The 12,965-nt window shown below is 64.9% G+C and carries 12 protein-coding genes; 4 read left to right on the forward strand and 8 right to left on the reverse strand.

The features are described 5' to 3' along the window. Positions 1–168 precede the first annotated feature (168 nt). The gene (locus tag U1R88_RS23245; protein ID WP_322433389.1) at positions 169–1,572 is read left to right on the forward strand and encodes an MATE family efflux transporter; all 1,404 of its coding nucleotides are present in this window, start codon (positions 169–171) and stop codon (positions 1,570–1,572) included. A gap of 30 nt (positions 1,573–1,602) precedes the next feature. After that, entirely contained in the window at positions 1,603–2,289 is a 687-nt protein-coding gene (locus U1R88_RS23250; protein ID WP_322433390.1) for a DUF937 domain-containing protein, read from the forward strand. Between the two features lie 105 nt (positions 2,290–2,394). Here U1R88_RS23250 and U1R88_RS23255 read toward each other — a convergent pair whose 3' ends face one another. Continuing rightward, positions 2,395–2,703, reverse strand: a complete 309-nt coding sequence (locus U1R88_RS23255) for a DUF1127 domain-containing protein (protein ID WP_322433391.1) — start codon at positions 2,701–2,703, stop codon at positions 2,395–2,397. A gap of 204 nt (positions 2,704–2,907) precedes the next feature. Between U1R88_RS23255 and U1R88_RS23260 the strand changes: the two genes are divergently transcribed. Next, on the forward strand, positions 2,908–3,786 hold the full coding sequence (locus tag U1R88_RS23260) for a LysR substrate-binding domain-containing protein (RefSeq protein WP_068291636.1): 879 nt from the start codon (positions 2,908–2,910) through the stop codon (positions 3,784–3,786). Between the two features lie 68 nt (positions 3,787–3,854). Here the strand turns inward: U1R88_RS23260 and U1R88_RS23265 are convergent, their stop codons facing one another. The 6 genes from U1R88_RS23265 to U1R88_RS23290 all read right to left on the reverse strand — a co-directional run bounded on the left by U1R88_RS23265 (position 3,855) and on the right by U1R88_RS23290 (position 11,134). Next, positions 3,855–4,712 carry a slipin family protein gene (locus U1R88_RS23265; protein WP_322433392.1) on the reverse strand — a complete coding sequence of 286 codons (858 nt, stop codon included), beginning with the start codon at positions 4,710–4,712 and terminating at the stop codon, positions 3,855–3,857. A 221-nt stretch (positions 4,713–4,933) separates the two neighbouring features. Then, positions 4,934–5,359: a hypothetical protein gene (locus U1R88_RS23270; RefSeq protein ID WP_322433393.1), complete on the reverse strand. Its 426-nt coding sequence runs from the start codon at positions 5,357–5,359 to the stop codon at positions 4,934–4,936. Positions 5,360–5,375: 16 nt separating this feature from the next. Continuing rightward, the gene (locus tag U1R88_RS23275) at positions 5,376–6,923 is read right to left on the reverse strand and encodes a c-type cytochrome (RefSeq protein WP_322433394.1); all 1,548 of its coding nucleotides are present in this window, start codon (positions 6,921–6,923) and stop codon (positions 5,376–5,378) included. Between the two features lie 44 nt (positions 6,924–6,967). Next, on the reverse strand, positions 6,968–8,404 hold the full coding sequence (locus U1R88_RS23280; RefSeq protein ID WP_322433395.1) for an NADH:flavin oxidoreductase: 1,437 nt from the start codon (positions 8,402–8,404) through the stop codon (positions 6,968–6,970). Then, on the reverse strand, positions 8,401–9,300 hold the full coding sequence (locus tag U1R88_RS23285) for a hypothetical protein (protein WP_322433396.1): 900 nt from the start codon (positions 9,298–9,300) through the stop codon (positions 8,401–8,403). The genes U1R88_RS23280 and U1R88_RS23285 overlap by 4 nt, the downstream gene beginning before the upstream one ends. A 1-nt stretch (position 9,301) precedes the next feature. Then, on the reverse strand, positions 9,302–11,134 hold the full coding sequence (locus U1R88_RS23290; RefSeq protein WP_322433397.1) for a peroxidase family protein: 1,833 nt from the start codon (positions 11,132–11,134) through the stop codon (positions 9,302–9,304). A gap of 133 nt (positions 11,135–11,267) precedes the next feature. Between U1R88_RS23290 and U1R88_RS23295 the strand changes: the two genes are divergently transcribed. Further along, the gene (locus tag U1R88_RS23295) at positions 11,268–11,426 is read left to right on the forward strand and encodes a hypothetical protein (protein ID WP_322433398.1); all 159 of its coding nucleotides are present in this window, start codon (positions 11,268–11,270) and stop codon (positions 11,424–11,426) included. 162 nt (positions 11,427–11,588) lie between these two features. On the opposite strand, the gene U1R88_RS23300 is transcribed toward U1R88_RS23295, so the two are convergent. Continuing rightward, positions 11,589–12,848, reverse strand: a complete 1,260-nt coding sequence (locus U1R88_RS23300) for an ROK family transcriptional regulator (protein ID WP_322433399.1) — start codon at positions 12,846–12,848, stop codon at positions 11,589–11,591. Positions 12,849–12,965 lie beyond the last annotated feature (117 nt).

Genomic DNA, 12,965 nt, shown 5'->3' on the forward strand with positions numbered 1-12,965 from the left:
TTTTCCGCCCGAGGATATCGGCCTATATCGATGCCCTTCGCCCAACCGCGGGCAGCGAGGCTTCGACTCCTGGGAGCGCGGACGTCCTCGTCCGCTTTCGGAGCCATCGTTCCTGTGGGAGAGGAAGTGCGGACGAGGACGTCCGCGCTCCCAGGAATTGGACTGAAAATGCGCCATCCCCAAGCCGATGACGACGCGACGCCCGCCGAGGCGTCGGCGCAGCCGGTACCCCTGTCGCCGACGGCAAAGTTCGTGACCGGTTCGATCATGCGCCATGTCGTGGTGATGACCACGACGGGCTCGATCGGGCTGATGTCAGTGTTCGCCGTCGACCTCATCAACCTGTGGTACATCGCCCATCTCGGCGACACCGCGGCGACGGCGGCGGTCGGCTACGGCGCGGCTGTGCTCTTTCTGGCGACCTCGATCTGCATCGGCGTGATGATCTCGGCGGGTGCTCTGTGTTCACGTGCGCTGGGGGCCCGCGACCGTCCGTTGGCGCGACGCTATGGAGCTTCCATCCTGGTGTGGATGATCCTGATCAACGCGCTGGTGGCAGCCGTCGCCTTTCCATTGATTCCCTGGCTGCTCACGCAGCTGGGGGCTACCGGCCGCACGCTGGCGCTCGCCACCATCTTCCTGCAGATCAGCGTGCCGAGCGGCGTGCTGATGGGAAGCGGCATGGCGCTCTCCGGCGTGCTTCGTGCGGTCGGGGATGCCAGGCGCTCGATGTATGTCACGCTGTCGGGGGCCATCGCTGCGGCGATCCTCGACCCGATCTTCATCCTGTGGTGCGGCCTCGGTGTCGAGGGAGCGGCTGTTGTCATCGTGATCTCGCGGCTGGTTACCGTCTGGGTCGGCTGGTACGGCGCTTCCCGCGTGCACGATCTGGTGGGCCGGTTGTCGCTGCGCGAGGCGTTCGCCGATACCGGACCGATCATGGCGATTGCAGGCCCTGCCATGCTCGCCAATCTCGCCACACCCGTGGCCAATGGCTACATGACGGCCGTGCTGGCCCCCTTCGGCGACGGTGCCGTGGCAGGCAATGCCGTGATGGGGCGCCTGATCGCCTTCTGCTTCGGGGGCATCTTCTCGCTTTCAGGTGTCGTCGGCCCGATTCTCGGGCAGAACTACGGTGCCGGTCGCCTCGACCGCGTGCGCCGCGCCCTGACCGATGCCTTCACCTTCACCACGATCTATGCGCTGGTCGTGTGGGCGGTGCTGGCGGCCGCGCATCAACTGGTGATCCGCCTGTTCAACATCACCGATCCGCAGGCCGCCCAGCTCATCACCTTTTTCTGCCTGTTCGCAGCGGGATCGTGGGTCTTCCACGGGTTGCTCTTCGTCGCCAACGCTTCCTTCAACAATCTCGGCTTTCCGATTGCCGCGACCCTGTCCAATTGGGGCAAGGCGACGCTCGGCACCATTCCCTTTGCCATCATCGGCGCAAAATACTGGGGAGCGGAAGGGGCGTTGGCCGGGCAGGGGCTTGGCGCGGTGATCTTCGGCGTGTTTGGTGTATGGTGGGCCTATCGCTCGCTGCGGTGGCTCAAGATCCCCGGACAGGCCTGAGGGCGCAATGGCGGTGGAATGGGAAGCGGCATGAACACACTCTTCGATCTCTTGAACACCGCGCAGAACGGGCAGGCGATAGACAATCTGGCCCGCCATTTCGAGCTCAGCCAGAAGCAGGCCCTGGCAGCGGCCGAGGCGCTGATGCCGGCCTTCTCGCTCGGCCTGAAGCGGGAGGTGGAGAGGGCGAAGACCGCCGCCGAACCGCCGGACTTCTTCGGCCTGTCGGGGGTGCCGCAGGTCGATAGCTTCCAGGACGCGGCGTTGGCCTTCACCCAGCAGGCGACCCAGCAGGGCCAGCGCGTGATGGCAGCCCTGTTCGGTACGTCCGAGATGACCAAGGCACTGTCCCAGCTAGCCGCATTGCAGAGCGGTGTCGCCGCTCCGGTAATCGCCGCCATGCTGCCGTCCGTGGCATCCATCCTGGTCAGCGGCCTGGCGCGGGCAGGGGCGCCGGCGCCCAGCAATCCGTGGGGCGACATGGTTGAAGCCATGATGCGGGCTTTCCAGCCGTCTCAGCCCAAACCGGCTCCCTGGTTCGACAACAGCGCATTGGCATCGCTATGGGCGCCGTTCCTGATGCCGAGCCCGGCGCCGGTTCCCAGAAATGACGCGGCGGCGGTAATGGATCAGATGCTCGAAGCGGGAAGCCGGATCCAGAAAGCGCAGGCTGATGCGATGCAGTCGCTCCTGGAGAACTGGTTCGGCAAGAAGTAGTCCATGAAAAAGCCCGCTTCAGGCGAAGCGGGCTGAGGTGCGGAAGTCACGCTTCCGGGGCGTTCTGCCGCAGGGGAAGCGGCCAGAAGTCGTGCCGGTCAGGCATCAGGCGTGCAGACCGACGAAATTGTCATGCTTGGCGGCCTTGGCCGAGCAGCGCCAATCCATTTGCGCCGCGACGAGCTGGGCCGACGGATCGCGCCAGAGCGGCTGCGACAGGGCGCCTTCGACATCGGTCGGCGTCAGGCCGAGATCGCGCAGCATCGCTGCATCCGCATTGGCCAACTGGTTGATTTCCCGGCGATTGTGAAGCGCGACGGCGAGACTGGCGATCTTGCCGAATACAGCGCGCATCATCTCGACGAGGGTCGAGACGAGAGAGGAAGACTGGCTGTTGACGACAACGCTGTTCATCGGATTCTCCATCGGGCGGCCGGTGATGCAGCGCTCCCGGATGGAACGCTCCACTCATCACCAATACTGAACGGTAACACTATGAAACATCGGCATTGATCAATCCAACGAATGTTTCTAATGTTCAGCATAAGCGATTGTTATCGTGCTCCTTGATGGCGCGTGGAGGCACGCACCTCAGGCAATAGCGAGGCGAGGGTGGTCATGGCAGTGCTGTTGGATATCGATCAGCTCAGGACCTTCATCGCCATCGCCGAAACGGGCAGCTTCACCCGCGCTGCCGACATCGTCTTCAAGACGCAATCGGCCGTCTCCATGCAGATGAAGCGGCTGGAGGAACGTATCGGCAAGCCGATCTTCGAGCGGGATGGGCGGGCTTCCAGGCTGACGGAAGACGGCGACAAGCTGCTCGACTATGCAAGGCGCATCGTCAAGCTCAACATGGACGCAGTCTGCGCTTTCTCGCAGAACGAACTGACCGGGCGCGTGCGCATCGGCATTCCCGACGACTACGCCGATCGCTACTTGCCCGAGATCATGGCGCGCTTCTCGCAGGCCAATCCCCGGGTCGAGGTGACCATCGTCTGCGAACCGACGCCCATGCTGATCGAACGTATCAATACCAACGACCTCGATCTCGCCATCATCACCCATGTCGAGCACAAGGGAGCTGCCGAATTCGTGCGTCATGAGCGCCTGCTCTGGGTGACCTCGAGCCGGCACCAGGTCCATACCGAGACGCCGCTGCCGCTCGCGCTCGGCCGTCCGAGCTGCGGCTGGCGGCAGGCGGCGCAGGAAAGGCTCGAAACCATCAATCGCAGCTATCGCGTGCTCTATTCGAGCTGGAATTCCACGGCGGTCGGCGCCATGGTCCTGGCCGGCCTGGCGGTCTCCGTGCTGCCCGAAAGCGCGTTGAAGCCGGGCATGCGTGTCCTCGGTCCCACCGACGGCTTCCCGCCGCTGCCGTCCTGCAAGATCGGCCTGGTGCGCAATTGGCGCGAGCAGACATCGCTGGCCGACGCCCTGGCGGGCCTGATCATCCAGAGCCTCGATAATCTGGCCCAGAACGAAGCGGCGGAATAAAGCTGCCGGTTTGCAGGAGGGGAGGAGTTGTCGATCTGACGCTCCCCTTCCCCGACCACCCCGCATATTCAGGCCGCGCTTTTCAGCGGGTTTGGCGAGCCCTGGTTCGCCAGGACCAGCGCCGAGGCCGGATTGAGGCTGTCCACCATGGTGGTCGGGATCAGGATGGTCGCGCCCCGCTCCTTGGTCGTTTCGTAGATGATGTTCATGGCCCTGAGCTGCAGGGCGGCGGGATGGCTGGCATAGGTCTGCGCCGCCTCCACGAACTTGCTGGCGACTTCGGCTTCCGCCGAGCCGAGAATGACGCGTGCCTCTCTTTCCCGTTCGGCCTGGGCCTGGCGCGACATCGCGTCCTGGAGGGCCACCGGGATCGCGACGTCGCGGATCTCCACCGACATCACGGTGATGCCCCATGCGGCGGTCTTGCCGCCGATGACGTCGCGCAGGCGCTCGTCGGCTGCCTTGCGGTCGGACAGCAGGGAGGACAGCATCGAGGCACCGATCATTTCGCGCAGCGAAGTCTGGGCGACGCGGTCGATCGCCTCACGGTAATGGGTGATCGCCAGCGCCGCCTTCTGGGCATCATGCACGTGCCAGAAGATGATGGCATCGACATTGACGGGCACGGTGTCGCGCGTCAGGGCCTGTTCGGCGTTGAAGGCGGTGGTCTGGATGCGTTCGTCGATCACGGCGACGACATTGTCGATGACCGGAATGATCAGGAAAAGGCCGGGGCCATAGACGCCCTGCAGATTGCCGGCGCGCAGCACCACGAATTTCTGCCAGGTGTTGGCCATCTTGAGGGAGGCCGCGACGACGAGGGCGAGCAGGAATAACAGGCCCGCGAGCCAGTACTGGCCGAGATAGGCCGAGCCAGCACCGGCGAGGGCGAGAATGCTCGTGACGAACAAGGTAATGGGGTTCATGGCGATACTCCCGGAACCGGCGTCGAGGCGTCATCGCCTCCTTGCGCCAGTTCCTGGCTCCGCCGCATCCTGCGGGTCCTGGTGACCCCGAGGGAAGTAAGGTGCTACGGCGGAGCAATCCCGAGCATGGCGGGCCGGGGCCGCAGTCCCGCCCTGAATATGGCCATCGCCGCCGCGCACTTAAAGAGGAACCCTGGCAGCGCCCGGAACCCGGCGGGGCCTCAGGGACGGGTCATCAGTTGGTTCGTCAGCAGGCGCCGGTAGAGCACGGCGAGCACCACGGCGAAAAAGCCGTCGAACAGGGCGAACCACAGGAAACCGCCGCCGCAGAGGAGCCAGATCAAGGCCATCCACAGGCGGCCGCCGATGCCGATCAGGTTGGGCATCCGGGCTATCAACGGCCTGTGCCAGCCGGGAACATAGAGCGCGGTGACGAGCAGCAGCGTGGCGCCCCAGCCGCGTTCCCAACCCACCGGAACGGCTTCCGGCAGGCCCGCCATCTGCGAAACCCAGGCGGGGCAGAGAATGCAGGCGAGCCCGATCAGCACATGCACGACCATGTTGAAGCCGAGGACGATCCGATAGTTGCGCAGGGCCCTGGCGGCCTGCGCCATGGTCCATCCGAGGGTGAGAGTCTGATCGGTCATGGTTGGGGTCTCCCGGTCAGAAGGTGAGCAGATAGGCAAGCAGGTCCGATTTGGCGGATGCCGGCAGATCGGTGCCGTAGAGATGGCCGTCCCTGCCGTTGCCGGCCTGGGCTGTGTCGAAGCAGAAGCCCGCCGCCGACGGCGGGGCCTTGGGGTCGCAGGGCGGTGAGAGGAAGCCGCCATTGACGGCATCGATGACGTCGCTGCCGCGCAGATAGGCCGACGGGCGCTCGGTGGGCGGGGCGAGCAGATCCTTCAGCGTGGGAACGGCGCCGTTGTGCAGATAGGGCCCGCGCAGCCACAGGCCATCGAGCGGCAGATTGGCGTAGCCATCGGTCTTTTCGAAGGATCTGAAGGCGTAGGGCGTGCCGGCGAACAATTCGGTGAGCTGCTTTTGCCGGAAGGCCGGCGTGTAGCTGTCGAGGCGTGCCCTGTCGGTGCCGAGGCGCGCGATGGGATCGACCTTGCCGATCGCCTCGCCCTGGAACCGGTAGCCCGCCGAATCCTGCTCGCCATGGCAGGAACTGCAGGCGCTCCCGTAGACAGTGCGCCCCCGCCCGACGGCACCGGCATCGGGCCGGTTGGGAGAGGCCGGCGGCTTGAGCATGAGCAGCCAGTCGGCAACGCGTTTGATGGCGGCATGGTCGACCGTCTCGGGGGTGACGCCGGCGCCGAGCGCAGCCGAGAGATTGCGCTCGGCCAGCGAGGTGTTGTTGCCGTCCCAATGCAGATGCATGCCCTCGCGCGGTCCCTGTTCGAAGACGGCGGGGAAGTCGGCGGCACCGATCACCTCGGCCGGCGTCAGCGTCGAGGCGGGGATCTTCATCTGCACCGCCTTGTAGGGATTGAAGGTGTCGACCCGGCCCGGGCCCCAATCGGGCTGGCGCGCGAGCAGCGATTCGAGCCTGGCATGCCGTGCAATCAGGCCTTCGCGCAGGGTAGGCAGCACCAGATAGCGCCAGGCGACCTTTTCGACCACGCCGAAGCGATGGCCGGTGGCTTCAGCCGCGGGAATCAGCGTATCCGGTGCCATGCGCTCGTCGGCGGCCGTCGACAGGACGAAACGCACGAAACGTTCGAATTGAAGATTGTTGGAGGGCATTGCCGGTACGGTGATGCGGGGCCCGTCCGCGGTCAGGCGATAGGTGCCGGTGTGGCAGACGGCGCAGTTGAGCCAGACCATGTCGACGCCGCGCACCGTCCGGCGCGAGACCCCGATGGGCAGGTCGCGCTGTCGCCCGAGGCTGTCCTTTTCATAGAGGAAGCCGAAGGCACTGTAGTCGTTTCGCCCTTCGAAGGTATCCGGGAACAACCTGGGTAGGGCCTGCCAGACCCGGTAGGGAATGCCGCTTTCCGTCTCCGAGCCGATCGAGCCATATTTGAAATGCTCGACCACGTCGCCATAGCGCGGCGTGTCGTTGCGGGTGAAGAGGATGGCCGCCGTCAGGGCGAAATAGACAACCGCCACCAGGGCGGCGATGAGCACGAGCCGCGCCGGCCGCCATTTATGGCGGCGTTGCGCCAGTTGGCGCTCGACTTCGGTGACGAAATAGGGGTCCGGCATCGTGCTTTTCCTCAGATGTGGTCGAGCGCCAGCCTCCGATTGGCTCAGGAAACGGGGGGAGAGTTTTTGCGTTTTCGTGCGGTTGCGGTGGTGCTGGTCGACGAGGGAGCAGGACTCGAACCGGACGGATCGGCACCGGGAATGACCAGATCGGGCTTGGTCGCGTAGATCGAATAGAGGGCGGCCAGCATGGCGTCGCGGTCGGGAAAACGCTGCTCCTCGTAGCAGCCCAGCGGGTTCTTGGCCGCGTTGACCAGGCATTTGTTGCAATAGGTGCAGGGATTGGCGGGCCGATCATGCCCGGCCTGCCATTGCTGGGGCAGGTCGTTGTTGGCGATGAGGGAGCGGGCAATCGCCACCCCGTCGCACTGGCCCGAGGCGAGGGCCTGACGGACCACGGAGGCTGTCTGGAAACCGCCAGTGACCAGCACCGGGACGGTGAGGGCCTGCTTGAACTGGCGGGCTTCCTCCAGGCTGATGCCCTCGATGCCATGACCCTTCTTCATGCGGAACCACAGCCAGCGGAAGATCGGGCGCAGGGCCGGATAGCGGAAGAGGAGGAAATTGCGCAGGCCATACAGGCCGGAGGCGATCATGGCGTCGTAGACGACCGCCAGCGTTTCGAGCGAAAGGTCGCCGGGCGGGTTGAGGGGATGGGGAAAGAGAGAGCCGGTGGAGACATGGATGGCATCGACCCCCGCCGCCTGGCAGTAGCGTGCCACCTCGATGGTCTCGTCGATGGTGTTGCCCTTCTTTTCCCAGGGAATGACGTTGTTGCGATCGACCGCGCTGAGCTTGACCTGCAGATGGAAATCCCGGCCGACATGGCTGCGGATCGAGCGGATCACCTCCAGGAGGAAGCGCGCCCGGTTGGGCAGGGAGCCGCCATAATGGTCGGTACGGTCGTTGATGCCGGAGGAAAGGAACTGGGTGAAGAGATAGCCGTTGGCCGCGTGCAGCTCGACTCCGTCGCAGCCTGCCTCGCGGGCCCGCCAGGCCGCGCGCCCGAATTTCTCGACCAGGATGCCGATCTCGCCCGGCGTCGTCGCTTGGGTCGGAAAGCCATGCAAAGTCTCGCGCGCATTGGTGGGACTGGCCACCGGACGATGCTGGTTGGTGACGCCAGGCACGTCCATCTGCCGGCCCGAATGGCTGAGCTGCATGATGAAGCGGCAATCATGGACGTGGACGGCCTCGGCAATCCGAGCCCAGAGCGGAATGAAGGCATCGCGATGGTTGGTGGCATAATTGGCCGCGATCCGGCCCTCGATCGCCACTGGCACGAAGGAGGTGATGATGGCGCCGATGCCTCCCCGGGCGAACTTGCTCTCCCAGTTGAGGCGCGTCTGGGTGGGCGAGCCGTCCTCATTGTCCCAGCGTCCCGAAATGCTGGAACGGAAGATGCGGTTCTTTACCGTGAGATTGCGGAAATGAAGGGGCGTGAAGATCGGATCCTCGCCGGTTGACTGAGGTGGTCTCATGGCTCGTCGTCCTCGGTGCGGGCCGCCCTCCAGATCCCGGCGAGCAGCCGGAACACGAAGCCGGAGGCCGGGCAGGCGCTCCAGGAGGCGGACTGGAAGGCGGTGGCGGGATCGAGCGTGCGCCCGGCGGCATAAGCGAGCTTGAACCTCACCAGGGCGCCGGGTTCCAGCGAGCCGCCGGGGATGTCGGCCACGCCCTTGGCCTGGCGCAGCACCGAGTCGGGTGCAGCGAGGGAGGCGATCGCCGCCGCCGTGCCGTCGAGGGCGAAGCGGCGGCCCGGGTCGTCATGATGGGCGCGCAGCCGGTCGAGGCTCGCCACCAGATTGTGCACGGCGATGCCGACGGCATGGATGGCGACCGGATCGCGGCCGACCGCGCCGGCCAGGATGTTCCTGTCGGCATGCAGCGTGCCGAACAGCGCCTGCTGCAGCCAGAGCAGCGGGTTGGCGGTGCGGGCGGCAGCATCGAAGCGAACGGCCGCGTCCCACAGGCGTTGGGCTTCCGCTTCCTGCGGCGTGAAGGCCGGGTCGAATTGGCGGGCGATCACGGCCTGCAGCGCTGGCCCCACCTGTTCGCGCGGGCCGGTGCCCCTGACATAGGCGACCAGCGGGTGCTTGCCGGACAGCTCGGGCAGAGCCGCATCGTGCAGCCGGGCGGCGAGGTCGGCCTGGGCCGCCCGGCGTTCTTCGTCATGGCGCCCCCGCATGGTCGGAAACGGGATGCCGTCGATGGCGAATATCCGTGCCAGCCGCCCGGCCAGCATCCGGTTGAACAAGGGGCCGGCCTTGTCATAGGCGCGGTCGAGACGGGGATCCCGGTCGATTGCAGAGATGGTGGCGGCGTCCTCGACTTCGAGGAGATCGATCAGCAAGGGGATATGGATGCGGCGGGTCATCTCACCTGCTCGCCTTGGTCCAGGGGAAGAAGACGTTGCGCGTCGCGGTGAAGGCCGGCGCGAGTTCCGGGGCATGGCGCTGCAGCACGGTGAGGAGCGAGTTCTCCTGGACCCAGCGGAAGCCGGCCGGCGTATAGATCTCGGGACGAAAATCCTCGGTGAAGAAGCGGTCGCTCTTGAGGCGGCGCGAGGCCATCAGGATGAAGATGCGGAAGGCCGTGTCCGAAAAGCCGAAGCCGGGCGGCGAACCATTATGGGCATTACTCTCGACCAGGGTGCCGACCAGGAGGTCGACCTGTTCGACCGTGCGGTAGACTTCGGCAAGCTCCGTGCGCCAGGTCGTGTCATTGGTCAGTTCCTCGAAATTGCGCGGTACCGGCGCGCCGATCAGGCGCCGGAACTCGCAATAGCGCGGCACGCCGCGCTCTCGGTCGCGCAGAATGTCGATGGCGGCGAGGTCGACGAAGATGTTCTCCTCCGCCCTCTTGTCGAGCCTTCTCAGCGTGTTGGGAAAATTGTGCAGCACCAGGGCGCCGGGATGGGACGTACCGAGTGAATAGACGACGTCGAGAAAGCCGGCTTCCTGGTAGACGGCGCGGGTCTTGCCCGCGAAGACGTCGGTGAGGCTGCGTTCGAACAGGGCACCGTCGTCCTCGTGGCGGCGGAAGGAAAAGCTGTCCGGCATCAGCGAATGCAGGCGATAGCAGGCGGCGAATTCCTCCGTCATGGCATAGGGCGCCCCGTGATGGTTCTTGGGAGATCCCGGAATGCCCGACAGGATCTCGCCGTCGCCGATCCGGCCTTGGCTGTTCTTGAAGGCCTCGCCCAGCAGCCCGAAATAGTTGCCGCGCATGGCAAAACGGCCGGACGAGGTGTTCATCAGGGCCGGGGTCCACTCGACCGTGTGGATCTTGGCAAGCAAGGCGGCATTGACCAGGCGGGCCTTCTGGAACAGCCATTCGCCGGACTTGTCGGGATGATCGATGCGCAGACGGTCGACGATGGCATTGTGCTCGCGGGCGAACAGCGTATGCAGCACGGAGAGGCCGACCCACCAATTGCCGTTGACGCCGGACAGTTCCGATCCCGGCTTCTTGGCCTCGGTATCGACCGGCAGATGGCCGCGTTCGTCGAGGTGGATCTTGCCGTCGGCCCGGATCGTGCCGGTCGCGGGATCGCTGCGGATGCGGGTCTGCAGCGCCAGGTTGGAGCCATAGATTTGCGAGGCGTCCCACCAATGGCTCTCGGTATTGGTGTAGGCGGCTGGTCGCCCGGGCTGATCCGCCTGCGTCACGTCCGCCGGGGTCCGCAGTACCTCCATCGTCCTGGTCGGCCAGTCGTCTCCTTCCGGCACGCCGAAGCGATGGGGGTTGTCCTTCAGATTGGTGCCGTGGCTCAGCCAGTCATGCACCATGAACTGGATCCAGGCCGCCGCCAGCACGTTCAGATGCGGCACGGGAACGAAGGCTTGTCGCGCCAGCAGCCTGGAACTGACCAGCCGCGGATTGGGCTCGTAAAGGGTCGGTTCCACCTCGCCATAGGTCTTGTCCAGGGCCACGTTGCGGCCAAAGCGCGTCTTGGCCCGCCCCATCCAGGGTTGAGCCAGATCGTTGTAACTGCCGTCGGCGGTGCGGAACTCAAGAATGTCGAAGCCATCGGCCGGGTCGGGGCGTGCCGGCGCGGTCTCGGTATCGAAGAGGTTGTTCTGCCTCAATATGCCCCGGCTGCCGAGCATGATGGCCACGCTCACAGGGAAGGGCCAGCGGTACCAGACGCAAAAGCGGCTCGTTACCCACGCCAGCAGGATCAGCAAACGATCGACAATTCCAGTCATTGCATCCCCCTTGTGGCAGCAATGATGGGTAGGATGTGCAGGTTTGTCGACTTTGAATTCCCGGCAGATCACCGCTGAATCACGGTATTGTCACGGTATTTGGTGCAATGAATTCTTAGATATTGAGGTCATCATGGAATATTATACCTCGGAGGCAAAAGCCCTCGGGGTTAATCTTTTGTTTTGTGAAATTTACATTGACGCTAGGGCAGGTCATGCTGGCGGCAATGAGCGTTGGCTGACCAGGATCAGCACATCTTTCATCTCCATCCCCTCGCCCGCCCGGGAATGACAGGTCAAACATGAGCGCCGTTGGTATCAGAGAAAGTGCGATTTCCCCGAATCGCACTTTCTCTAACTCATTGTTTTGACGCATTTTCTTAATCGAAAAGTCTATCACCTTTTCCGGAAAACGCTTTAGCCCATCGAATTTCGCGAAAGCCGTCGTGCGTTCTCAGGCAGCGCGCGGGCGCTGATGCCGAAGAATGGTATGCTCGATGGTTTCGGGCCGCGTCTGCATTTCGATGACGAGCAGGGCGGCCCCGAGCAGCAGTCCGGTCGCCAGATCGGACTGGGCCGGCGCGATGGTGAGGTTGCGCGTGGCCAGTGGCAGTGAGCGCTGATAGACCAGCTCGCGGATGCCTGACATCAGATCCTCACCAGCCAAAGCAAGCGTACCGCCGATCACGATCACGCTGGGATTGAGCACGCTGACCACGTCCGAGGTCACCTCGCCGAGCACGCGCCCGGCTTCGCGCACCAGCCGCACGGCTTCCGGTTCGCCTGCCTGGGTCAGCGCGATGATGTCGCGGGCGGCCGCGGCCTCGATGCCGTGTGCCCTGAGATCGCGGGCGATGGCCCAGCCGGCGGCGCGTGCCTCGACACAGCCGAGCTTGCCGCATCGGCAGAGCGGGGCGGGAGCGTGAGTGAGCTGAATATGGCCGATGTCTCCGGCCGCGCCCTGAGCACCGCGATAGAGCCGGCCATCAGTGATGATGCCGCTGCCGATGCCGGTTCCCGCCTTGATGTAGAGGAACTGGCCGACATCGGGCCAGAAACGCCGATATTCCGCCAATGTCATCAGATTGACGTCATTCTCTACCGCGACCGGCGCATCGAAATGCCGGCGCATCCAGCCCCGGATATCGAAATCGTCCCAACCGGTCATGACGGAAGGGCCCACCACGCGGCCGCCTTCGTGGTCGACCGGAGCCGGCAGGCCGATCCCGATCCCGAGAACCTCGTCGCTGCTGCGCCCGATGCCGTCGAGCAGCGTGCGGAACTGCTCGACGATCCAGCCCAGGACGGGTACCGGGCCGCGACGAATGTCGACGCTTCCCACCGCTTCCGCCAGGATGCGTGGTTCGAGATCGGTGATGGCCAGGCGCACATGGCTTTCGCCGATATCGGCGCAAAGCGTCACGCCGAAGGCGGTGTTCAGCCGGATGAGGCGCGCGGGCCGGCCGCCGCTCGGCATCGCATCCGGCGCCTCCTCGATCAGCCCGGCGGCGAACAGAGCTGCGAGGCGCTCGGTCACGGTGGAGCGCGACAGGCCCGAGGCTTCGATCAGGGCGGACCGCGAGCGCGCTTTTCCAGAGGCGATCAGCCAGAGGATCGCACCGGCCCCGGCTGCCGAGCCTGCTTCCTGTCCCGACTTGGCGCTGTCCTTCACCGTAGCTCCTTCGTGCCGGCCCTGCTTCTTGGCGAGGGGCAAGCTTATGACCAGAATCAGTCATAAGCCAGAGCGAGGGGCTCAGGGTATCTGCGGGATTTGGAGTGTCAGCCTCCGGCTGACATATTTGTCGACGGGTGCATTGGTTTCCAGATGTCA

Source organism: Labrys sedimenti (genome assembly GCF_034424805.1).
In the GTDB taxonomy this organism is placed as follows: Bacteria; Pseudomonadota; Alphaproteobacteria; order Rhizobiales; family Labraceae; genus Labrys; species Labrys sedimenti.